Annotated in this window: 21 protein-coding genes, 1 tRNA gene and 3 pseudogenes; 18 read left to right on the top strand and 7 right to left on the bottom strand. The window is 47.0% G+C overall.

Going from position 1 to position 24,036, the window contains the following annotated elements:
• Window positions 1–231 precede the first annotated feature (231 nt).
• From PVT68_RS00615 to PVT68_RS00580, 9 genes and pseudogenes are all read left to right on the top strand, one after another.
• The gene (locus PVT68_RS00615) at window positions 232–4,935 is read left to right on the top strand and encodes an RHS repeat-associated core domain-containing protein (RefSeq protein ID WP_280320637.1); all 4,704 of its coding nucleotides are present in this window, start codon (window positions 232–234) and stop codon (window positions 4,933–4,935) included.
• 65 nt (window positions 4,936–5,000) lie between these two features.
• Window positions 5,001–5,606, top strand: a complete 606-nt coding sequence (locus tag PVT68_RS00610; protein ID WP_280320636.1) for a hypothetical protein — start codon at window positions 5,001–5,003, stop codon at window positions 5,604–5,606.
• A gap of 167 nt (window positions 5,607–5,773) precedes the next feature.
• Window positions 5,774–6,119: pseudogene (locus tag PVT68_RS18470) on the top strand (helix-turn-helix domain-containing protein); the annotation flags it as partial.
• A gap of 146 nt (window positions 6,120–6,265) precedes the next feature.
• On the top strand, window positions 6,266–6,778 hold the full coding sequence (locus tag PVT68_RS00605; protein WP_280320635.1) for a hypothetical protein: 513 nt from the start codon (window positions 6,266–6,268) through the stop codon (window positions 6,776–6,778).
• A 603-nt stretch (window positions 6,779–7,381) separates the two neighbouring features.
• Window positions 7,382–7,774: a hypothetical protein gene (locus tag PVT68_RS00600; protein ID WP_280320634.1), complete on the top strand. Its 393-nt coding sequence runs from the start codon at window positions 7,382–7,384 to the stop codon at window positions 7,772–7,774.
• Window positions 7,775–8,259: 485 nt separating this feature from the next.
• Window positions 8,260–9,048, top strand: coding sequence for a hypothetical protein (locus PVT68_RS00595; protein WP_280320633.1), 789 nt, complete (start codon window positions 8,260–8,262; stop codon window positions 9,046–9,048).
• 1,522 nt (window positions 9,049–10,570) lie between these two features.
• On the top strand, window positions 10,571–12,154 hold the full coding sequence (locus PVT68_RS00590; RefSeq protein ID WP_280320632.1) for a lipase family protein: 1,584 nt from the start codon (window positions 10,571–10,573) through the stop codon (window positions 12,152–12,154).
• A 153-nt stretch (window positions 12,155–12,307) separates the two neighbouring features.
• Window positions 12,308–12,778 (top strand): GNAT family N-acetyltransferase, encoded by a 471-nt coding sequence (locus tag PVT68_RS00585; protein WP_280320631.1) that lies wholly within the window; start codon window positions 12,308–12,310, stop codon window positions 12,776–12,778.
• Between the two features lie 121 nt (window positions 12,779–12,899).
• Entirely contained in the window at window positions 12,900–13,085 is a 186-nt protein-coding gene (locus PVT68_RS00580) for a hypothetical protein (RefSeq protein WP_280320630.1), read from the top strand.
• Between the two features lie 186 nt (window positions 13,086–13,271).
• Here PVT68_RS00580 and PVT68_RS18380 read toward each other — a convergent pair whose 3' ends face one another.
• On the bottom strand, window positions 13,272–13,517 hold the full coding sequence (locus tag PVT68_RS18380) for a DUF6482 family protein (protein WP_407666115.1): 246 nt from the start codon (window positions 13,515–13,517) through the stop codon (window positions 13,272–13,274).
• A gap of 167 nt (window positions 13,518–13,684) precedes the next feature.
• Window positions 13,685–13,822, bottom strand: coding sequence for a hypothetical protein (locus PVT68_RS00575; RefSeq protein WP_280320629.1), 138 nt, complete (start codon window positions 13,820–13,822; stop codon window positions 13,685–13,687).
• A 259-nt stretch (window positions 13,823–14,081) separates the two neighbouring features.
• On the opposite strand from PVT68_RS00575, the gene PVT68_RS00570 reads away from it, so the two are divergent.
• The 5 genes and pseudogenes from PVT68_RS00570 to PVT68_RS00550 all read left to right on the top strand — a co-directional run.
• Window positions 14,082–14,561 (top strand): hotdog fold domain-containing protein, encoded by a 480-nt coding sequence (locus tag PVT68_RS00570; RefSeq protein ID WP_280320628.1) that lies wholly within the window; start codon window positions 14,082–14,084, stop codon window positions 14,559–14,561.
• A 418-nt stretch (window positions 14,562–14,979) separates the two neighbouring features.
• Entirely contained in the window at window positions 14,980–15,627 is a 648-nt protein-coding gene (locus PVT68_RS00565; RefSeq protein WP_280320627.1) for an SOS response-associated peptidase family protein, read from the top strand.
• Window positions 15,628–15,957: 330 nt separating this feature from the next.
• Entirely contained in the window at window positions 15,958–16,275 is a 318-nt protein-coding gene (locus PVT68_RS00560) for a hypothetical protein (protein ID WP_280320626.1), read from the top strand.
• Window positions 16,276–16,338: 63 nt separating this feature from the next.
• On the top strand, window positions 16,339–16,917 hold the full coding sequence (locus PVT68_RS00555) for a hotdog fold domain-containing protein (protein ID WP_280320625.1): 579 nt from the start codon (window positions 16,339–16,341) through the stop codon (window positions 16,915–16,917).
• Window positions 16,918–17,064: 147 nt separating this feature from the next.
• A pseudogene (locus PVT68_RS00550) lies at window positions 17,065–17,289 on the top strand (transposase domain-containing protein); the annotation flags it as partial.
• Window positions 17,290–17,451: 162 nt separating this feature from the next.
• Here PVT68_RS00550 and PVT68_RS00545 read toward each other — a convergent pair.
• Both PVT68_RS00545 and PVT68_RS00540 read right to left on the bottom strand, forming a co-directional pair.
• Window positions 17,452–18,048, bottom strand: a complete 597-nt coding sequence (locus tag PVT68_RS00545) for a hypothetical protein (protein WP_280320624.1) — start codon at window positions 18,046–18,048, stop codon at window positions 17,452–17,454.
• Window positions 18,049–18,113: 65 nt separating this feature from the next.
• Window positions 18,114–19,300 (bottom strand): annotated as a pseudogene (locus PVT68_RS00540) (IS3 family transposase).
• A 164-nt stretch (window positions 19,301–19,464) separates the two neighbouring features.
• On the opposite strand from PVT68_RS00540, the gene PVT68_RS00535 reads away from it, so the two are divergent.
• The 4 genes from PVT68_RS00535 (at window position 19,465) to PVT68_RS00520 (ending at window position 22,890) form a co-directional block, all read left to right on the top strand.
• The gene (locus PVT68_RS00535; RefSeq protein WP_280320623.1) at window positions 19,465–20,325 is read left to right on the top strand and encodes a GIY-YIG nuclease family protein; all 861 of its coding nucleotides are present in this window, start codon (window positions 19,465–19,467) and stop codon (window positions 20,323–20,325) included.
• Window positions 20,326–20,469: 144 nt separating this feature from the next.
• A complete protein-coding gene (locus PVT68_RS00530) occupies window positions 20,470–21,579 on the top strand; it encodes a YecA family protein (RefSeq protein WP_280320622.1) in 1,110 nt (369 codons plus the stop codon).
• Window positions 21,580–21,641: 62 nt separating this feature from the next.
• On the top strand, window positions 21,642–22,421 hold the full coding sequence (locus tag PVT68_RS00525) for an HNH endonuclease (protein WP_280320621.1): 780 nt from the start codon (window positions 21,642–21,644) through the stop codon (window positions 22,419–22,421).
• Window positions 22,422–22,482: 61 nt separating this feature from the next.
• Window positions 22,483–22,890 carry a hypothetical protein gene (locus tag PVT68_RS00520; protein ID WP_280320620.1) on the top strand — a complete coding sequence of 136 codons (408 nt, stop codon included), beginning with the start codon at window positions 22,483–22,485 and terminating at the stop codon, window positions 22,888–22,890.
• A 178-nt stretch (window positions 22,891–23,068) separates the two neighbouring features.
• Here the strand turns inward: PVT68_RS00520 and PVT68_RS00515 are convergent.
• The 3 genes from PVT68_RS00515 to ihfA all read right to left on the bottom strand — a co-directional run bounded on the left by PVT68_RS00515 (window position 23,069) and on the right by ihfA (window position 23,924).
• Window positions 23,069–23,145 (bottom strand) — tRNA-Pro (locus tag PVT68_RS00515).
• Window positions 23,146–23,272: 127 nt separating this feature from the next.
• Window positions 23,273–23,638, bottom strand: a complete 366-nt coding sequence (locus tag PVT68_RS00510; RefSeq protein ID WP_280320619.1) for a MerR family transcriptional regulator — start codon at window positions 23,636–23,638, stop codon at window positions 23,273–23,275.
• Window positions 23,619–23,924, bottom strand: a complete 306-nt coding sequence (gene ihfA, locus PVT68_RS00505) for an integration host factor subunit alpha (protein ID WP_010131375.1) — start codon at window positions 23,922–23,924, stop codon at window positions 23,619–23,621. The genes PVT68_RS00510 and ihfA overlap by 20 nt, the downstream gene beginning before the upstream one ends.
• Window positions 23,925–24,036: the final 112 nt, after the last annotated feature.

Below are 24,036 nucleotides of genomic sequence, written 5' to 3'. Positions count from 1 at the left end.
TCTCCGACCTGAGATCACATTACCACCCTACCTTGTACGACCGTATCGAGTTGCCTAAAAATACGTTACACCATCGTCTCAATTAGAATTTTTTTGCCTTTTTTCGCGTACCAATATCAGAGAATGTGAAACCGCGCACACCTGACTGGCATCCAGTTCTCTAAGTTCGCAGCCTCTTTGTCACACGCTGTGACACAACGCGACCTATTTAGAAAACACAAGGATGTGTTCGTGCGCAATTACTCTTTTCTGTCAAAAGGGTTCCGTTTTTCGTTCCGAAAAATTCGCGGTGCCGCCCTCGCAGAATATCTCCCGATCATTTCCATCGGTGTACTCATGGGCGCGATCGGCGTGCAACAGTATGGCGGTGTGGTACGGGAGCATATTGCCGAGGCCTCCGAGCAAATTGCCTCGAACTATTACAAGGGATGGTTTTATCCGGAAGCGGAGGAAGCACTTCCGCCCATTGGGGGCGGCGCGGGCAACCCATCCACCGGCAGTCCGGCAGACCCCAGCGATCCGTCGAACCCACAACCGGGAGATCCAACAGACCCGGACGATCCCCTCAATCCCGGTGAGGACCCGATTTTCCCACCCCCCATCAGCAACCCCCTCCCCCCCGGCACCGGTGGCGGCGGCCCGGGTATGTGCATGTCAGACGGTGGCGGCGACGGCGGAGCCTTCCCGAGCGCTGCCCCCACCAACACCTTTGTCGGCAACCCGATCAACTTTGGCAATGGCAACAAGTATCAGGCGGAAGCCGATTATCGCCATTACCTGACCAACCCGCTGGTCTTTACCCGCTATTACAACAGCCTGCAGCAAGATCAGTCCCGCACCCTGGGCCATGGCTGGGGACACAGCTTCCAGCGGCGTCTGGATATCGAGCAGGATAGTGAACAGCAGGACAGCGATACGCAGGTGGTACACGCCTTCCGGGATGACGGCAGCTACTATCGGTTTACCTTTGATGATCATCGCTGGCAGGCGGAAGGCGTGGTAGACCGACTTGCCCGGACAGAAAACGGCTGGCGATACACCACCCTGCAAGGCGCCACCGAAGAATACGATGCAGGCGGCCGCCTGCAGTCGGTGCAATACATAGACGGTGCCAGGCACAGCCTCACCTATCAGGATGGTCTGCTACAGCGGGTCGAGGATAACCGCGGCCCGGCGCTCCAGTTTTACTACGACGCCGCGGGAGCACTCGAGCGCGTCGCCCTCCCCGGCGAGCAGAGCCTGTATTTTGACTACGATACCCATGGCAACCTGCGCGGGTACCGGAAAACCGATACCAGCGCCTGGCAATCCCTCTCGCGGGTGCTGACCGGCAGCGATGCCACCTACCACTACGAACACTCCAAATTCCCCCATGCCCTCACCGGCATCACCGATGCCGACGACAAACGCTTCGCCACCTGGGATTACGATGCCCTCGGTCGCGCAATCCTGAGCCGCCACGGGGACAACACCGACCAGATAAAAATCGCCTACAACAAAGATGGCACCGTCACCGCCACCAACGCCATGGGCCTGCAGACCACCTACCACCTGGAGCCGGCCCGCCCCGGCTACCGCCGCCTGGTGCGCGTCGACGGCAAGGCAACCCCCACCTGCCCCGACGTAAGGGAGTCCCACGAATACGACGAACAGGGATTTCTCGCCCTGTCGGTCGATGGTGAAGGCCACGCCCTGCGCCTGCAGCGCAACCCGCGCGGATTGGTCGAACTGGAAGAAGACGGGCTGGTGCAACAACAGGGCCAGTGGGTCGCCGCAGAGGGCAGTCGCCGTGTGGAGCGCCAGTGGCACCCGGACCTGCCGCTGATGACCGAAGTGACCCACAGCCGCTTCCACGAAGGACAGTGGCAGAGCTACCTGAAAGTGGATCACCGCTACGACCCCAGCGGCCGCCGTGTCAGCACCACCCAAACCGACATCAGCCAGCAGAGCTTTCCCTACAGTACCTACGGCGATACCCGCAGCTGGAACTACGACTACACCGAAAACCCGAATCTCCCCGGAGTCCTCGCCAGTATCACCATCGATGGTCCAAGGGCGCCGGACGCAGATGGCCGTGACGATCTATACGTTTACACATTCAACGACCGGGGACAGATCGCCCGCGTCACCAACCCCCTCGGCCACACCACCGAAATCGACAGCTATGATGCGCAGGGCAATCCCACCGCCGCGCAACTTGCCAACGGCCTGAACATCCTGCTCGGCTATGACCACCAGGGTCGCCTGCAAAGCCTTACCAAGCAAAGCACAGACAAAGCGATCACCACTCGCTTCCAGCACAACCCCAACGGCACCCTGGAGCGCATCACCTTCGCCGACGGCAGCTGGCAGCGCTACCAGTACAACGACGCCCGCCAACTCACCGAAGTCCACAACAACTGGGGCGAAACCCTCTACATCACCCCCGGTGACATCAGTGGCAACTGGACCGCCCAGGAAATCTACGATGCCAGCGGCCAGCTGGTGCGCAAATCCCAGCGTATGCTCGATGCCCTCGGGCGGGTCCACCAGATCATCGGTAACTACGGCCAGCAAACGGAATTCCGCTACACCCGCACCGGGCAGATCAAAACCGTCACTCAACAGGGAATCGACAACCCCAGCGAGCGTCACTACGACACCCTCGACCGACTCGTTACCAGCATCGACGCCCTGCAGGGCAAAACCCAGATTGAATACAGCCTCCAGGGCCCCGTCGCCCAGGTCACCGATGCCGAGGGCAGCAAAACCCGCTATATCCACAACGGCTTCGGCGACGTCATCTGGCGCGGCAGCGACGCCACCGGCGAAAGCACCTACTGGCGCGACCCTGCCGGCAACATCATTCGCCAGCAGAGCGGCGAAAACCCGAACACCACCCACTGGCACTACGACCACCTAAACCGCGTCACCTACGCCGACTACCCCGGCGAAACCGAAGACAGCCAGTACCTGTACGACCAGCGCGACGACATTCACGGCAATGGCATCGGCAAGCTCACCAGCCTGATCGACCACCACAGCCAGACCGACTACCAGTACAACGACCACGGCCAGACCACCGCCGAAATCCGTACCTTCAACGATGGCGACACTCAGATCCTGCGCTACGGCTACAACGACACCGCCGCCCTCGAATATATCCAGTACAACAACGGCGCTCAGGCAAGGTACCACTACAAAAAAGACCGCATCACCGCCGTCGACTACATCGACAACACCGGTAAAAAACACCCCATCCTGGATGACATCGAATACCAAGCATTTGCCGGACCCAAGGCATGGCAAACCGGTAACGGCCTCAACTACCGCCGGGAAAGCGACCTGGATGGACGCATTACCGATATCCGGCTCACCGATGACGACGAAATTCTCTGGCAACAGAAATACCAGCACGACACCAGCAACAACATCACCCAGATTGAAAAGATCGAACAGGGCCAGAGCCAGCAAACCGACTACGATTACGACGACCTGCACCGCCTGACCGGCGAAGAGCACCAGGCCTCAAATCCGGAATATAGCTACACCACCGGTTACACCTACGACGGCGTCGGTAACCGTCTCACCAAAACACATAACGGCAAACTAACAGAATACCAATACGAAACCGGCAACCGATTGACACACTGGGGGCCAGTAAAATATCTGCAACAACCCAAACAAAGCGAATACAAAAATAAGAAATCTGTACCGACATCAGCAAGCGAAAGCTTTGAGAACCCGCCGCTCCAGTCTCCCAATGTCAGATTGCAGCTAAATGAAGAAGGAGATCTGGAAGAGCACCGGCATAACCAGAAAAACCGGCTGGCCGCCTACTTCAAGAATGGAAAGCAAATTGCCGAATACCGTTATTCCAGCAATGGCCAGCGTATAGAAAAGCAGCTGCAAAATGAGAGCATCCGTTTCCAGTACTTATTGAATAGACAATTAGCCCAGGAAATTACAAAGACAGAAAATCAGACGCTAATTTCGGATAAAGTTACTACACAAAGTGAAATTCATTACCTATGGATAGGTTCTACACCCATTGCACATATTGAAATCAAAAATGACCACACCTCCGTTACTTACCTACATAACGACCACCTGGATACACCGAGATCTGGGAGTAGCGAAGACAAAAAAATAATATGGCGCTGGAAAAGTGACGCTTTTGGTGCTCCTATTAACACCACAAAAAATGCGTCAAATTCGAGACGTAATATCAACCTACGATTCCCTGGACAATACTATGACCTAGAATCCCGGGTGCACTATAACTACTTCAGAGATTACAGCCCGTCACTAGGGCGCTACATTCAAAGTGATCCGATTGGGTTACTCGGAGGAATGAATAGATTCGGTTACACCCTAAATAATCCATTAAAAAAAATCGACCCAATGGGACTTAATGAATATGATTGCTATGGAAACTATTATCCAGGCAACAGTGGCTTTCAAAATATAGGGTTTTCCATAGGTATTGGTGAGGTCATAGATTTAGTAAAGTTGTCTAACGAATTGAGAGATGATTTTAAACGAGACATGGACTACCTAAATGATATGGAAAAACAAAACCGAAAGGCTCCAGACAATAAGTTGATATTAATTGCATTAATTAATGTAGGATATATGGAATGGGAGGTGGTAGACAGCAATGATTTTTTAATCACTAAGAGTTCCAAAACAGATACATTAATTGGCACAATGGTCGCAGAAGCGCATATAGGACTCCGATCGAATTGGGTAACCAAGCATTTAGAAACAATCGCAGATCAATTTAAAGATATGCAATGGAAACATCTAACTGGCGATGGACTTTTCGACCCTACAAAGCAAGTGAAAAAGCAAATAAGAAAAATTATTTACCAAAGGAATGGACTAAATGAGAAGCAAGAGAGAATATATGAAATTATTTATGATGCAGCTGAACCTATACTAACAAAAACATGATTAATAAAACATTAACAGCTTGTTTTTTTATATTTTTCACCTGTAGCTGCGAAAACAAACCTCAAATGGAAATGCAAAAAGAACTCCAAAATATATGTGAAGAACTTTCATACTACAATTCAAAATCTCTACCAAAGCCCGGTTGGCTAAAGGCTGAAGGTTATACCCAAAGATATACAACTCTTCCAATCTACACTTACAACTCCATTGAAATCCCCGTACTTGGAAAGAATTTAATTTCGACAAATCAAGATCTCACATCTAAATACCAAATAGTTACCATTGAATTTTCGGAGAGCATTACGGAAATATTGTTTATCAATCTAAACCAATCACATTTTAAGAAAATTATTGACAACATATTCAAAATATCCAATAGCGAAGGTAGAGCACTGAAAAAATTCATTGAAAAAACATCCTTTAAAAATCAACTCAAAACATACCTGAAAGATACCGACAATAAAATTGATTGCGAATCTGAATTATCCAAAATATGGTCTCAGATTTATATCGAGGAAACTTTGATCGCTGCAACCATGTCTGCCACTCAAGTAGAGAACATTCAACTATATGGCTCAGGGTTAGCCTATCAGCTTCACGATGGAATTGTATTTGTCACCATAGCTGATGATAAGAATGTTTTAATAAAGGCTGTTAGCTATAATAAATAGAAACCCAAACGGCATTATTCCAAGAATAGCCGACTTAAGATTACGCGGTTTCGGATAATAAGTGCAATTGGTAAGAGAGATGCCAGCTGGTAGAATCGGCGCCTCTCCCTACCAAGAAAAAAGCGCTGATGAGCTACTACCAGCTGACCGAGCACGAACGATACTAGATTTACAGCCTGAGAAAAGCCGGGCACTCACAAGCAGAAATAGCAGAACTACAGGAAAGACATCCATCGACGATCAGCCGAGAACTTCGTCGGAGGATATCGCCTCGGTCAAGCCCATAGACTCCCAGATGGCAGACGACGCGAGGCCAATAGGGCGAGGAAAGTGACCGATGAAGTGCGGCGACAGTTAGAGGTTTTAATCCGTCAAGAGTTGAGTCCGCAGCAGGCTGTGATCTACTTGAAGAGGCACGCAGGCGTTCCGCTACACCCTACGATCTATCAGATGATTTGCGCGGATAAAGCCAACGACGGAGGTCTGCATACACATCTTAGGATCGTGTCAAAGGGTAGTGTCGCCCAAAAAACACCAAATCACCGCACCTCAATTCCCGAACCTAGAACATATGATTAATGAAAATTATGAAAAAACGTATGAGGCACAGTAAATATGGAAACATGTGAGAAATGACTTAAGAACCAAGGAGTCTTAGAGTGAAGCTTCTTAAATATTTTGCACCCCTATGTTTTTTGCTTTCCCTAACCTCTGCCCCAAGACAAGTGATCGCCTGCGAAAAGCTCATCGGCTTGACATTCCATAATGATTCCGCGCATGACTTATATAATGTAAAAATATGGGATGATAACAACGAGCTATTAATGTACCCCTTTGAGGATGAAACCCCAATCCGCCCAAATGAATACAAAAGCGGGAGCATTTCGGTCAAAGCCATACCAAAATACCTATTGGTTTCGCTAACCCCAGGAAAAACATCCGCACACTCACAGAGAAAAATTTACTTGGGAGAGGACATAATTCGAAATTTTAATGGAGCAATATTTGTTAGTTATTTAACTGATGAAAGTATGAAACTTTCCTGGAAAAAAGTTAATTCTGAAAGAAGGGCTATCGACTGTAACGGCTATATTTTTGACAAGTATATTGACAAGGCCAAACCTCTTATCAAAAAACGAATGGAAAAATGGAGAGCTTATCAGGAAAGATAAAAAATTGGACTTGGAAAGAGGAAATATTGAGCCCTACAAATCTCCCAAGTATTTCGACTTTAGCACAGAAGCAACTTTTCGATGTAATGAATTATTTTACCTTAAACAAAAAAGAAAATGGGACTTAAACAAAAGCAATGCTAAATAATCCTATTCGATATAACGGATATAAAATCAAAGTTCGACAAAAATCTCATGAGAGCTATTTATGGAAGCATTCAAACCCGCCCCAATCCATTCAAATAAACAATGATTTAAAATTTAACGAAGTAACTTGAATTAGTCTATGAGGCTAGAACGCAGTGGAAAAATTAACTCATGATTATACAAATCTAAATACACTTCAATTTTTTCCGAAAATTATCGATGCGGAAAACCACCAAATAATTTATGAGCCTGTCACAAAAAACCCCCTACACTATAGCAATCGTTTTTTGTATTTCGATATTTATTTCATACAGAAAATTTTGGCCTCAAACGCCCGAGTTTATATATCAAAACAGTTCACCAAATATTCTACCGTTATTTAGTGTACTTGATGACCATAATCATATCGTAGCCACTCACGGATTCGAACCACTACACGCAGGTGAGCGAATAGACGTGAGCGGTACCATTAGTAAAATCCCAAAACACTTAATCATAAAATGGAAAATTGATAACAATCAAAACAGTCTAAAAAAAGCTGTAGAGATCAGTGAAACCCTTCCTTGGTGTATACGAACTCGGTTATACCTTATGCCGTGGAAGTATGATGTGAAATTTATAGTTAGCATAATTTCTATTGATGAATTTAAAATTAGCTGGTTTCTTATAGATAGAAAATCTGAAAGGAAAAGCACCGAATGTGGAGGCTGGCTAGTAAATAAATTTGAAGAAAATTTACTCTCAAGAAATCCGAGCATTAGTAGCTTTACAGAGGGAAAAAGGCAAGAGTTTCTTTGTACAGCTCTTGTATATGTAAATCTAGAGCGCACATTATTAAAACATAATTAAATTCTGACACAAATTTACTGGAAATCATAAGCGAATTACATCATCGGTAACAGCAGACGTAAAAACACCGCCTGATAGACGACCAACCATTTTTCAGACATTTACTAATGCGGCAACACAATTCTGAGCACATCCAAGTTTTACTTTTACACATATACCGTACCGAAATTCAGGACAAGCAGAAAAAACTCAGCTGCATCTTAAAACCTCCCAACAAAAACGAAGAATCTACCCTAGCTCACATGGCATTTAATTTTGATATTTTTCAGAAACACGCACTTAAATTAACCAATCCTATTGTCTCCATCACGAAAATAGCAAATACACATTAAAGGATATTAGAAAAATACGTGAGCATCTCTAATAAAGACACACAGATTTCGAATCCAAAATTACAATATGATTGAACAGTTTAACCAAACACATGGCGACTCGAACAGGAACCTATATGAATGCAACTTTAGTTGTGATCCGGGATATATTTGATGAGAAATCTATATTTTTTAACATGCATGATCTTATCTACAGCTTGTCAACCTACAATAGGTGATGAAAAACCAGGTTGGATTGAACACTGTAAAAATGAAAAACAAAAAATCCTGGCATCACCAACAGTTGACTTTGATGCTAAAGCAAAAAATATAGAATTAGAAGATGAAAATTTCTCCACCATACTTCTAGAAAATATCGAAATTGACATACAGGACTTAATAAGAAAAATGCGAGTATCTCAAGATATTTTAAACATTCAAAAAATATCAAATGGCGGAGGAAGAGTATATTTAGAGGCAGGCTCAGAAAACCTAACCAGCATATATAAATATTTGTCAGAAAACCCAAGACTGGATCCTGTTTTTTCTTATTTATCAAATGAAGAAATCGTCACCCCAGAAAAATCAATAAACAAACATGGAAACACCTCAATAACCTACAGAATATCCGCATCTAAAATTTCTGGTACCGACATACTGTGCAGCAATGAAAGCAGAACTAAAGATATTGAATACCTTGCGCTTTTAAGACTCAAAGATATACCTAAAAACCATTCCAACTACACATCATTTAAAACCAATAACATACGAGGCTTATTCGTCATACAGACGATTAATGATAAACTAGTCGTTAACGCATACTACGAAGTCCTCAATCACACTTACATAAAAATAATCTATGTTCCACCCCAAAAAGAAGCAATAAATATTGACGAAATCCGAGAAAGGTTCTTGGGAAAGCAACCTGCCACCCATAGTAGAGAGAGTAAAAACAGCAATTAATGGGAAGAAAAATTTCGACTTTGATCACAAAATAAATCAGAGAACTATAAGCTGATCCACAAATTGATCGATAAAATCTAGAAAAAGGAATACTTGCACTTAACATGAAACTAAAATTATCCACGACCGTAATTAGATGCTAATGAATTCCTCGAGCACAGTCACCTGCGCTGCAACCAAAAAATCGACATCAATAATCTCCAATTTAAACAAAAACACTTACAAAAGACTTTAATTTACCTATGGACGACGAGCAACATAAAAATATGTAACCCTTAAAATAACTTATTATCACTATAAAAAAGAAGGTTTTCATGTGTGAAAAAATTCAAAAAAACTAATTGAATCGATCGCTGACCTACTGGATCATGAAAATACAGACCAACAAGAAAAAGAAACATTTCTACTCATAGAGCAGCTATAATTTCCACTCTAACAAATTACGATAAAGGTCAATAAAAACAAAATTGGATAAACCTTCTCGAAAACTTTATTTAAAATGAATATGCAAAATTTTCAAGAAACTTTTATAACACAGACAAAAAAATTAGACTTGCAAATATGAGAGATTTCATGCGAGCCGCGAAAAAAATTGTATTTATAGATATTTATATTATCGACGAAAACCCAAAAATTAAAAAATATAAAAACCTAAACCTAGAAATGAAAAGTGATTTCGAATAGAGCGAGAAATGATAACCCCAGGTGACCGCATGAAATTTAACTTACTATTAGCCACTACACTTCTTCTCCTCATAAACGCATGCGGCCAAGAGCCTTCGAAAGAGTTAAGGTCGGAAATCCATAGTGACATATATTACATAAAGCTCGAAAGCCCACAAAAAATTGATCTCATACGAGATCGAGACTCTATATCTGAGATCAAGAGCTGGATAGAAAAAGCCAAAAAATCAGATACCGATTACGCTTCATACACCACCACTCAACTATCGATAGAAATATTTTTCTCCACCAAAGAGCCCCTAAAGCTATCGACAAACTACCCAAGCAATAACACTCCGGCCATCATAAAATACCAAAACTCCTATTTCTATTCAGAACACCACCCTAATATCGCACCCTTTGAATCATACAGGTCACTTTTTTCTGACAAAAATCTAACTCCGAATACAAATTGAAAGTGAAATAGCTCGTAAATAATCTTGTGCGTCTGAAGCACTTATTTATTTTTCAGCGAAAACTGACTTGTCACGAAATTGAACCTCCGCGTTCACTATCACCATTTTGAATTGAGCCAAAAGTACGAACTCAGCACTGCATTCAAAACACGCCTAATCAATAGAACGCAACTTCTGCTTTCAATATATTTTTCATATTTGACACAATTTCTTTATAGCCATGTCTCATGTACCCGCGAGCGTAATGCGCATTGGAACTATTAACCGCCAAAACCGAAGAAAATTGAAGCCCGTGGCAGACCATTCGACACCCAGCAATCCTGCCTCTTTAAAGCCGGTCTAGTTCATGCGAGGATTTTCCAAATATCCAAGGATGGACAACAATGAGCCAATTAACATTTCCCCTCCCCCACGTTACAGACGCGTTGGACTTCGATAGCAGTACTCTCACTGCGACACTGAACCCAGAGCGCGCAGCGCTTTTCGCCTTCCTATGTCGAGCTGCCTATTACCCGGTTGATGAGTTGGACCGCAAAGGCTTTGAAGAGGGAGACAACGATTTCGATCAGTACGTCTGCCTATCCAAATCGGACGAACTCGAAAAGACACTGATGCTCGATACACCTGACCCCGGCAGTGAGGGGGCAATGGAAATCGAGAATTTCCTGCACTCAACGGGCTACTCGCTGGTGGGTACATTCAATACCCGGACTTCAGAAGCCTCTGACAGCCTCAAGGAGTATGCACGTGATGTACTTGAAGGTATTCCGGACACACAGGGTTTCGTGGCCGCGCACTTCTCCTCCGCTGAAGCTCTAGAACAAAAACAGGCCGAGACCCTGGTAATCTGTTTCCGCGGCAGTGGGTCAGCCGCGGACTGGGGCACCAACCTGCGCGCCCGGGCGGTATCGCCTGCGGAGCTATGTGAGAAGTACCGGGCAGAGAGCCTGAAAGCGCAGGAAGAGGTGGCTAAGGATGGCTCGAAGGCGGAACCCACGACGGGCGTAAACTTCGCCGAATCCATTGAATACGCCTTTCCCGAAAACAGCCGCTTTCACCGCGGATTCCTGTTCCAGTTCGCCACCTGCGTCCAGGCCATCGAAGAAATCATCGACGGTATCGACGCCAAACGTATCTATATCACCGGGCACAGCCTCGGTGGTGCCCTCGCAGCATTACTGACCATCTACCTGGAAAACCGCAGCAGGAAACTAGGCACACCGAACAAGCTCTCGGCCTGCTATACCTTCGGGGCTCCCCGGGCAGGTAACCCCAATGCGATCACCGGGTTACAGACTCCGATTTATCGTTACGTCAATGCCTGGGATCCAGTACCCAAGCTTCCGCTCGATGGAGGTACACTGAGATCATCGCTGACCAATATAGGACGCCGGCTAGCCAAGACCTGGCTTTTCACTCTCGCGAAGCCCGCCTGGAATCTAATGAAGCGTCTCGCCAAGAAAAACGAAACCGGAAACACCTGGCATAACGCCCTCGATGACTTCACCCACTATGGTGATTGCCGCTACCTCTACCCAGTTCCGGGGGCGAAGGGTCCGGAGGAATTTCGCCAGAATGTCGCCAACGCCCGGGATTTACGCCCTATCGTCTGGCCCAACCCTTCCAAACGCAGATTGGCGCTGATCAGAGCAGAAACTCGGATACTGTATTGGGGTAGCGCCCTGTCATTTACAGGTGAATTGGCAAAGCGCCTTAAAGGAAGAAGTCTCGACATCTACCACTTTGTGCGTAGCAAGCTGGGATTCCCCGAGAATAGCGACGATGTTTCCAACAGTCGCAAAGCGCGGACCTGGAACAGCATCATCGGCGACCACCGTATGGAGTCTTACCTGCTGAAGTTGTTAGTGCTCCGCCCGGTCAAAGTTACCGCCTACCAATCACCGAAGGGTGGCCAAAGTCCCGATCCAGCGGAAGATACCCTCGAGCCGATTACAGAAAACGAATAATCCTATAGCGTCGGTCCCCAACCATCCTCGGCGATGGTTGGGGACCGATGGAAAAGCCTGAGACGACACTCAGTGCCACCCTCTCGCTTCGTTATCCGCGCAGACAGCGCTATATTTGGGCGATCAATTGCAAATTTCTCTCCTGCCCTCCCAATGTCGATTCAGCCTTATACTTTCGAATGGTCGAGTTTTGACCAACTAACGCCCAGCGAACTCTATGAAATCCTCCGCGTCCGCCAGGAAGTATTTACCGTAGAGCAGGATTGCCCCTACCAGGATGCGGACGGTAAGGACCAGCACGCCTGGCACCTGGTCTGTTGGGACAGCGATACAAGCTCCCCCACCGCCCTCGCCTACCTGCGCGTGGTGTTTCCCGGTAAGAAATACCCGGAACCCTCAATCGGTCGGGTTCTGACCAGTAAAGCGGTGCGCGGCACTGGCATTGGGAAGGCATTGATGGAATGCGCAATTGAGCACACGCAGCGGGAATACCCAGGTGCACCTATTCGTATTTCTGCCCAGCTGTATCTGAAAAAGTTCTACGGAGATCTGGGCTTCAAGCAGGTATCGCAACCTTACGACGAGGATGGTATTCCGCATATTGAAATGTTGCGGAATGGGTAAGTACTTCGGTTCCCCAATCCATCGCGATAGGAAATAAACATATCCTACCTACCCTGTTCGTAAGAGCCATTGGCCAAAGAGTAATAGCGAATGCAAACAATACTGGGAGCAAGCGGCGAGATTGGACAAGAGCTGGCACCTGCCCTGCGACGACGAACACCTGACCTACCGGCAGTTTATTCAGCTGGCCGCAGAAGTATTCGGTACTGAGGAACAATATAAAATACTGAAGAAATGGCAGCTTAAACTTGCAGGTATGTTCAATAAGACCGCGCGGGGCGCGGCTGAACTGCTTCCCCACTTTTGAAGTTACGAGGATTGAACAGGGCTTGTCGCGATACGCGATGAACAGGGAATTTCGTAAATCGGCCGCTTAACTAATCCAGCTAAAGATTTCGATAGAAATCGAAAATTTCGGTAAACACGGTTCGTGAGTAACAATTTACGTCAAAACGCTACTCTTTACCCCAAATATTCTTCTCAAATATTCTTCTTACCAACTCAGTTTTATTTTTAATGGCCCAGTATCGTCGGATAATCCACACATCTCTTCATAGGGAGTATGTTGTTCCAACCATACCTCTTCCAGTTTATGCCTCCCGAAGTGATCTCGGATCTCCTCAAGACAATGAAACCTGTAAGGGTTGTTTCGACGGTCAGTTAAGAGGTGTGAACCGGACTCATCTACCGTCCTTACGAGATAAAACTGTCCCTCTAAAGAGAGAATCTGCAGGTTCATATTGCCTCCCACAGCACCCAAGCATAACGGACGGGGCACCATGTTTAGCTTAGGGTGTCAGAAAGGAAACCGGAAATTTATCACTTCTGGTACTTAAGCCTCCTCAACGAAGTTCTGATTATGCGCGTCTAACGGTGGCAGCTCTGTGCGAATAGTAGCTGGCCCATTCAGAACTGAATCGGATTTCCAGGGTGGTGATTACCCTCGCCGCCTACGAACACCATCCCGCGCTCCGACAGATGCACCTTCTCCAGGGCCTGACCGAGCTCGCGAACCGGTGACCAGCAAACATTGATGCTATCCACTAGGAACTGCTGATCCTTGGTCTCAGCTATCCCAGGCAATATCCAGGGCTATCATCCGCTTTCACGAGTGGATAGTGCGACCGGTTGCTGAATTCGAAAAATGCTGAGCGGCAGTGAGCGCAATTGGAGTCTTAGGACACACCGACAGGGAACGATCAGCGATAAGGACAAGCCTATCGAGCAGTTTGATACTTAATCTGCGGGTGACAAAGGTGCAACAATGAAGCTCTTACTGATACAGTCAGACACGGGATAGCAAATGACTTACACACCCTCCAAAAGTCCGGTCCTGAAACTCTGGAAAAGCTTAGGCAGCAATGGCTTTGGCCGCTGGCTGGTGAGCAAGATTGTCTGTTTCAATGCCCCCTACTTCAGCTCGATCAAACCGCGCTTTACCCAGATAAAGCCGGGCCTGGTTGAGGTAACACTGAAAAAGCGCCGCGCGGTGCAAAACCACATTAAAACCGTACACGCCATCGCCATGTGTAACGCCGCGGAGCTGGCGGGCGGCGTATGCCTGGACGTGTCCCTGAACGGCAACTTCCGCTGGATTCCGGTAGGTATGACCGTGCAATACCTGAAGATGGCCAAGACCGATTTGCGCGCCGTGTGTAAAGTGGATGACTTCCATTGGGATACTGCGCAGGATGTGGTGATGCCCGTCAGCGTGTTTGATACCAATGGCGAGGAAGTCTTCCACGCGGACATCACCATGCGAATTTCACCCAAGAAAAAATAAACTGTGCCGAATGGTCATGGCACGGTTCAAAGTGCCATCCGTATCCGAGCCTGAGCTCCCAGCTGGACGGCCCGCCAATTCCAGCAGATCGGCGGCCCAAAAGGGTTATCGCATGGAGAGAGTTTCGCAGGCTAGCACACAGGCTCCTTTAAAGATTGAAAACTATAAGTCTTTAGATTTTATAATTCTCTTGGAATGCTATATACGCCAAAAATTTACTCTGACCCGAAGAATATGACCCGAAGAATATTCAACTGGATGAAGACGGGATACCGCATATCGAGATGTTGCGTGCCCCACCCCAGTAGCCGTATACCCAAGAGTGCCCGCTTGCCCGCGAACGCCCGGGCAGAGAGATGCAAGCCGCTGGATTCAGGCATATGCTGGACACAATACGCGGCAGATCGACGGTAACCCCATGTGCAGCCTCTTTGATGTAGATGACCACGCAGGTATTGAACGATTCATCGAAGAACACGGCATTCACCACCCGCAACAAATGATCTTCGGCCGCCGACGGCGCCCCACATCCAAGGTCAGTATCGTCACAGCCCGCCACGGCGAACCCGCGGTTGAGAACGCCATCTGGCACCTTTACCTGCAGCGGGACGGCGACGACTGGAAGCCCCACAAGAAGTACTGGTCCATCAACAGCAACTGGAAAAAGCTGGGACAACGCCCGGAATACCGCAAATCCCGCTGCCTGATCCCCGCCACCGCCTGGGTGGAAAGCCAGCACGGCGAGCACCCCGTCGAGTTCTGCTTTGGGAATCACAAACCGTTCTTTTTCTGCGGGCTGTACAAGACCTGGGGTGAGACCGTGAGCTGCAGCATCATCACCTTGGATGCCCACCCGGATACCAGAAAGTATCACGAGAAAAGCTTCCCAATGATTGCCCCGGACGATGATGCGTTTATCGAGCACTGGCTGGGCCCCGGCGAAGACATCATGCCCTTTGAGCCTTATTTACACGCGGATAAGGAAATCGGTGGGGAGCCGCTTTACGTACAGCCGGTTAGGAGAGCCACCGCTACGGAGTATGTTGGTTCACGGCAGGAAGTCTGATAGCTGGCTGCCCAATGCGCACATGGAGGCATCTCTTCATCGCGTAGGACGCCCCCTTCACATCGGGAAAATTCTTATTACTGGCAAGTAGTTACTGGCTCCCACCTACCACTGGCACCGGTCTACTGATAGAACACCGCCAGCCAGACGGTGGTTTCAGTAGGATGGGTCCAGATGACACGGTGTCGCTCATGCGCAGGGATATCCACGTAATCACCAACCTCCAGCAGCAGCTCCCGCCCCACTCTCGAACAACAAGCGTCCGGCGCCTTGCAACACCATGACCCACTCGTTTTCCTCCTGGTCGTACCACTCGCCTTCAGGGGTACTATGACCTTGAGAGACGATACGTTCGATACGAACACCGTCACGCGCAAGCAGGTCGGTGAACGACTCCTGGTTGGTAAGTTTTGGGATAGCAGAAAAAATATTGTTCATATTCAATTTAAAGGGGAATCCCGGAATGGCAGTCTCTCACCTCATAATGATTTGAAGGGCATGGGCCTTTGGAACCATCGCTCTTCCGAAAGCCGTATATTTCCCTCCGGCCTGAAAAGTATGACTGAAAACCTCAATCCAGGTTTAGGGTACATAGGCAAGGTACCGTTAAGCGATATAGACAAGCCTATCGCGCAGTTTGATACTTAATCTGCGTGTGACAAAGGCGCAAGAATGAGAGCCTTGATAATACGGCCAGACACGAGATAGCCAATGACCTACGAACCCTCCAAAAGCCCGATCCTGAAACTCTGGAAAACCCTCGGTGGCAATGGTTTTGGCCACTGGCTGGTGAGCAAGATTGTCTGTTTCAATGCACCCTACTTCAGCTCGATCAAACCGCGCTTTACCCAGATAAAGCCGGGCCTGGTTGAGGTAACACTGAAAAAGCGCCGCGCGGTGCAAAACCACATTAAAACCGTACACGCCATCGCCATGTGTAACGCCGCGGAGCTGGCGGGCGGCGTATGCCTGGACGTGTCCCTGAACGGCAACTTCCGCTGGATTCCGGTAGGTATGACCGTGCAATACCAGAAGATGGCCAAGACCGATTTGCGCGCCGTGTGTAAAGTGGATGACTTCCATTGGGATACTGCGCAGGATGTGGTGATGCCCGTCAGCGTGTTTGATACCAATGCGAGGAGGTCTTCCACGCAGACATCACCATGCGGATTTCACCCAAGAAAAAATAAGCTGTGCCGAATGGTTATGACGCGATTCAGAGTGCTATCCGATTCCGAGTATGGGCGCCTACCAGGAAGCCCCCCCAATTCCAGCAGATCAGGCCAATAAGGGTTATCGCATGGAGAGAGTTTCCCAAGCTAGCACCCAGACTCCGTTAAAGGTTGAAAATCTATAAGCTTGCAGATTTTTTAATTCTTTTGGAATGCCATATACGCCAAAAATTTACTCTGACCCGAATATTCTGACCCGAATATTCAGATCCGACCGTGGGCCTTGGGGCGTAGCAACTGGCTGTTCGCCGGCAGTTTACGCAGCGGCCAGCGTGCGGCTGCCATTATGAGCCTGATCCAGTCAGCTAAGCTGAATGGCCACGATCCCTATGCGTATCTGAAAGATGTGATGCAGCGACTACCGACGCAGCGCGCTAGCGCGATTGGCGAACTGCTACCTCATAACTGGAAGGCTCCTTACAAGGTGTGATGCCCGGACGCTTACCATGAATCTCCCAAAGATGCCGATGATCGGCGAATATTGGGGTAGACATCAATCCCGTGGTGAAGATTTGTGTCAAAAGGTTACTCTGACCCCGAATTATCGGCTGGCGGCGACTGGAGAAATTCCACTGGAGACGGGTTATAGTTATCACAAAATGAAAAAAACGTTAATAAGAATGATTAATGCAATTACTAGAAAAAAGGATATTAATAGGCCGGTGATTTCTCTCCAAGTGGAAGAATGCTCTAATTTCATTCCTCTACTTAATTTAAACACTTCTTCAATGGTCTGATAGAATGATTCTCTTTGAGTGTCATGATATCCGGTCAAGTAGTCGGGATGTGGATGAGTTTTTCCGTGAAAAATCATTAAATAATTCTTGAAATAATCCAGTTGTTCGATATTGCAACCGATGCTTTTTCCGTAAAAAATTAAGGGCTCAAGGTTAATTTTTTGACCCTGAATCCCGTAGCACGCAAATGATATAGTGGAAATCATTGCCATCTCATTGGGTTCAAAACCTTCCGAGGGAGAGGTTTCGTACTTTCTTTTATTTTCCTGGTAGCTGGTCCAGAAAAAATTGCTCAGCCCCTTGTTCTCGGGGCGCATCAAAGAAAGAGCGGTAATCATTGCATACTCGGTGGGCTCCTTGAGTTTATGGGGATACGCTTTTAACCATCTTTTTGATAGTTCATAAAGTTGCTCAAAGGATTGAGATTGACTCTTAGAATTAGTTTTGGACATTGAATCTTCCTTTTTCAATGTGATAGTTGGTGTCGCTATTTTTTATCCAAAAAGCAGTGTACTGGTCAACTCTTTTTGGCCACCGAATTCTGAGCATTCCTGTAATTCTCTTCAGCCACATTAGGTGGCAGTCCATCGTTATGGTGTGGCCGTATTTGGCTGTAGTAGCCAATGATGTAACTTGTGATTCCCTGTTTGGCTGAAGGAAAAGACTCGTAGCCGGTTTCCGGTACCCACTCCGTCTTGAGGCTGCGGAAGAAGCGCTCGGTTGGTGCGTTGTCCCAGCAGTTTCCGCGGCGGCTCAGGCTCTGCGTCATTCGGTAGCGCCACAGCAGCTGCCGGAACGCGAGGCTTGTGTACTGACACCCTTGGTCGGAATGGAACATGATGCCTTCAGGTGTAGTAGTTCAGGCTCTCCTCGCGACTCGTAGGCCATCGTGAGAGCCTTTTTAACCAGGGCGATGTCAGGCGATAACATAGCGCCCAACCAACCGGCTTACGTGCAAACAAGTCTATTACTACAGCCAGATACGCCCATCGAGCGCCGGTCCAGATATATGTGATATCGCCGGCCCAAGCTTTGTTTGGCGTAGCGACGTAAACTCTCGATCCAAATGATTCGGTACGTGAATGTGAGGCTGTTCGGCCTTCTTGTATCAATGATTTGGGAGCTGGGTGCTTTCCAGACCGAGTAGCTTCATTCGTTTTGCTGCGCGGTATCAGCTAAGCGAGGTGCCGCCCTGCGTTACGATCTTTGAGATAGTTCTTGCTCCAGCAGAACCATTACTAATCCTATGGGCAGCCTTAATCAACGCCTGCAGCCGTATCTCCTCTGGCTTCGATTCTACTGGCCTGTCGCGCCAGATACGGTAGCTGCTGCGGTGCACATCAAATACGTCGCACAGTCGCTGAACGGTGTAGCTCTCCTTCAATCGCTCGATTTTCTTGAACTGTTCAGCGAGTCCGACATCAAGAGAGCTGTAGCCTTTTTTAGGATTTCTTTCTCTTCTTCGACTCGCCTAAGCTTCCGTTCTAGCTCTTGGATGCGAAGTTGCTCGGGAGTAATAGCAATGCCTTCAGGCGCCTTGCCTCCTCGCTCTGCCCGCAACTTCCGAATCCACGACTCCATCGTGGATTTACTGACTCCCATGGCTTCGCAAGCCTCTTTCACGGTGTAGTTCTGGTCGACTACCAGTTGGGCTGCCTCGAGCCTGAACTCGGGGTCAAATCGCTTCTTTGTTGACTTGGTCATTAATTCACCTGATCTCGTTGAGCGTGATAATATCACTCAAAGTCAGGTGGCCAAATTGAGTGTGCCACTACAATCATCTAGCGAATATACCCGTACATCAAATCAAGCATTGTTATCCCTAAAAAGCTAGAACAAATCGGCCCAGATACCACTTAAGGAAAACTGTGGGTAAGAAAATCACAATATATATGATCGATGGCGTCCCAGAAGGACCTAAGACATTCGAAATAGGTAACTGGCCAGGGAAAGCTATTTCTGCACAGAGAGCCAATGCACATACCATTCTTTCTCGTGAAGAATTCGAGAATTCAGGTGTCTACCTTCTTCGTTCTACAGCCGGATCATCCGATTATGATGATTCCATTTACATTGGCGAAGCAGAGTCTCTCCGAATAAGAATTAAGCAGCACTTATCTGGCGAAAAAGATTTCGATTCATTTATTTGTTTCTATTCTAGAGACGACATGCTTACCAAAGCTCACATTAAATACTTAGAATCTAGGCTCGTGAGCATCGCTAAAGAGGCAAAAAGTTCTGAAATTTTAAATTCTAATCAACCAACACTATCCAAACTATCAGAGGCAGACATTTCCGACATGGAGTATTTTATTGAACAGATTTCTCTAATACTCCCTGTCGCGGGGATTAGATCGTTAATAAGCTCTATTGCAAATCAAGAAACCAAAGAAAACTTCGAAAAAGGGATTACATACTTCCTCAAGAGCAATCGAATTGAAGCCACCATGATTGAGATCCCCGAAGGCTATCTAGTTCGCTCCGGAAGTAAATTTTCGCTAAAAGAAACTGGTTCAATCTCAGACGGATGGAAAAAACTCAGAGCAAAGCTAATGGATGAAGACTTAGTAGATACCAGAGGAAAAGTGGGAACCTTAAAGAAAGATATTTTATTTTCATCACCAAGTGCGGCTGCATCAACTTTGCTTGGCGCCCAATCTCCAGGACCGATAAGGTGGATCGATAAGAATGGAGCCACATACAAAGAAAACCAAGAAACAACCATATAATGGCGATAAATTTGAAATTGAAAATTTATCTTCCACTTATCGTTGAATGTGAAAATTTCACATCTTGAGATAACAAACCCATACTACATCAACACTCACGATAAAATTAATTACAAAATTTCTCCAAATGGTAAAGAGCAACAAATGAAGATAGGCAGAAATGCCCCCTGCTGGTGCGGCTCTGGAAAAAAATTCAAAAAATGCCACCTAGATAGAGACAAACAGACACCAATTAGCGAGCAGACTCTATACAAGCAGTTTAATAGCTTTTACTCACAAAAGTATTGCAGCGTCCCGGAACCTATGAAGGATGGATGCTCGGGTAAAATTGTTAAAGCGCACTCGATTTCAAAGAGCTCATCTTTGAAAGAAATCTCAAGTAATGGGCATGTCCTAACAACTTTCAAAACAGGCGCAAATTTCAACAATGGATTCGACATCAGCCCTCAAAAAATTGGGCTACAAAAGGCGTCGACTTTTACCGGCTTTTGCAACTACCACGATAATCATCTATTTCAGCCTATAGAGAAGAAAGACTTCGAGATTTCTGAAGAAAACTGCTTTTTAGTAGCCTACAGGGCTCTCACTCGAGAAATATTTGTCAAAGAAAAGTCCGCTGGAACATTTGATTTATTAAAGAATCTAGACAAGGGAAAGAGTATTGATCAGCAAATATCAATACAAGCTGGGCATAAGTGGACTTACGAAAACAATGATCTTACAAAAAACGATCTTGAATACCTAAAGAAAAAAATGGATTCAATATTGCTCAGCAAAGATTACAGCGGCGTTAGCCATATTGTTTTCACCCTAGCGGAGCCTCCTATGGTAATGACGAGCGCAGCAGTAGCTCCGCGGTTTGACTTTCAGGGAAAAGAGCTTCAAAAAATTTCTATGCAGCCCGAAAAAATTCCTAGCTATATCATAGTTAACTCCTTTTCAAGCGCCAGCACGGGCTATATTTGCCTTTCTTGCATAGATGAACATATTCCAGCTGCCGATCAATTCTACGCAAGTCTCTGCAACTCAAAATCTATCGAAGACTCATTAACCGCTTTTATTTTCTTGTCAATAGAGAACAATTATTTATCTGAAGAATGGTGGTCTGGACTAGGGAAACCCCAAAAATCTTATATTGAAAACTTGTTCTCTCAGGGAGTTACAACACCAACTGTTAGTGACGCCCTTATCGACACGAAAGATCTTGGCGCATTCGAGATAGAGAATACCAAACTTTTAAACATGAAAAATTGAATATCTCAGATATTCCATATCCAGCATTGCTATAGCATGGGATAAATATATAAGGACCGATAATGAAAACCTATAATTTCACTGCAGGCAATGAATATACGAAAAATGATATTTACCATATATGCAATGTACCCTCAGAAAAGCAAAAAGGAAACTGGAATACTGGCTATACAAATTATGAAGGAGACTGGTTTATTTTCTGTAATGTGGGAGTTGCCGGGCGTACGGGCCATGATTATAAGAATAAATTCATTGGTGATGACCTCGTTTGGTATGGAAAGAATCAATCACATATTGAGCAAGGATCAATCCAATCACTTTTGAGCGACGAAACTAACGTCTACATTTTTTACCGAGAAGAAGATCGATCACCGTTTATTTTTGCCGGCCAGGCTTATGCAAAAGAGTACAAAAACGAAACTCCAGTGCAAATCACGTGGAGCTTTAGAAGTGGCACCGACACTCGACCTGACATTTTAGCAGAGGAGGTTTCTGAGCCAGAGAAATACATCGAAGGCAGCACGAAGACTATCTCTATCAATGTTTACGAGCGAAACCCACAGGCGCGTAAAGATTGCCTAAAAGCCCACGGCACCACCTGCTCAGTTTGTAGTTTTGATTTCGAGCGGGAATACGGCGAAATTGGAAAAGGGTTCACCCACGTCCATCATCTACTTCCACTCGCGGAAATCGGTGAAGAGTATGAGCTCAACCCTGTAGAAGACCTAAGGCCTGTGTGCCCAAATTGTCACGCAATGCTGCACAAAAGAAGGCCCGCATACTCTATTGAAGAACTCAAGGTGCTCAGGGAATCGACAGAGAAGCAAGGGAGCAGCCGATAAGATGTATATAGAGCTCCCACTTGGGCCTTCCTCATAAGCAAACGATATTTCAGAGACTGAGATGGGACTAATACTTAAAATTGCCGCTGGAATTCTACTGGCCGGATTTATCTCCCTTGGTTTAAGGCTAGCGTATGTAAACTACACAGCACACATGGCCCAGCAAGCAATGCAGGAGCAGATCGAAAGGCAAAAAGAAAGAAGAGCAATGCTCGAACGCCAGAGGAAAGAGCAGGCTCAGCTGAAAAAGCAACGCGGGTTAATAGCAGCTCAACGCGCGAAGGAGAAAGCGACAGAGAATGCACTCAAGCTTAAAACCTGGTTTCAATACTATAAGGCTCCCGAAGGCTGTCACTCCTTCAAGTCAGACCAACACATGGTGGAATGCGTAAGTCACAAAAAACGCGCTAGGCAAGAGTTTGATCGCCTATATAGCCAAGGCCAAATTACTGCAGACATAAGCACCTAATCAGAGCGAACCAGAGACTTTCTGAGCACCATTTCAACATGCCCTACCCCAGTTGCCTGGTAACTCACCCAAGTAGTGTGATCTTTTTCTCTGGACTTAATGTGGACTTAAATTTCAGCCACAAAAAAGCCCGCTCAAGAGGCGGGCTTCTAAGTCGTTGAGAACTCAACGCAAATAATGGTCGGAGTGGCCGGATTTGAACCGACGACCACCACACCCCCAGTGTGGTGCGCTACCAGGCTGCGCTACACTCCGATAAGAGCAAATCAAGCTGCGTGAAAATCGCGTAAGTGCTTGATTTATAAGGGGCATCGCTTGGCGATGAGGCGCAAATCATACCTAAGTGCGGGGGGATTGCAAGCCCGATTTACGCCTTTTTGAATCAGGCTTGGACTTCCAGCAATTCCAGCACACTTTCCAGTTCGGCGATCATTTGCGGGATCACCTGCTGCAGTTGTACGGTCTGCACTTTTTCTGAACTGCCGGTCTCCATCTGCAGGCGGGCGCCGCCGATGGTGTAGCCTTCTTCGTACAGGAGCGCGCGGATCTGGCGGATCAGGATGACATCCTGGTGCTGATAGTAGCGGCGGTTGCCGCGGCGCTTTACGGGGCTGAGCTGAGGGAATTCCTGCTCCCAGTAGCGCAACACATGAGGCTTGACCGCACACAGCTCGCTGACCTCACCGATGGTGAAATAGCGCTTACCGGGAATTACCGGCAATTCGCTGTTATGACTCGCTTCCAGCATCTTCTTCTACTCGTGCCTTGAGTTTTTGCCCCGGCTTGAAGGTAACCACCCTTCTTGCGGATATGGGGATTTCTTCGCCAGTCTTGGGGTTCCTTCCCGGACGCTGGCTTTTGTCACGCAAGTCGAAATTGCCAAACCCTGACAGTTTGACCTGCTCGTTATTTTCAAGTGCGTTGCGGATTTCTTCGAAGAAAAATTCGACGATTTCTTTGGCTTCGCGCTTGTTGAAACCCAGCTCTTCGTACAACTTTTCGGCGAGCCCGGCCTTGGTCAGTGCCTCTGTCATTGGTTCCTGCCCAACAGATTCAGAGGCGTCGACTCCGGTTTTTAAGCCTGGTACCGCTGCGGCTTGTAACCCGGAGGCAGACGCTCTCGGGATACGCTGGCAACTTGCGCAT

The organism is Microbulbifer bruguierae (assembly GCF_029869925.1).
In the GTDB taxonomy this organism is placed as follows: domain Bacteria; phylum Pseudomonadota; class Gammaproteobacteria; order Pseudomonadales; family Cellvibrionaceae; genus Microbulbifer; species Microbulbifer bruguierae.
This window is presented reverse-complemented; position numbering and strand designations above follow the sequence as displayed.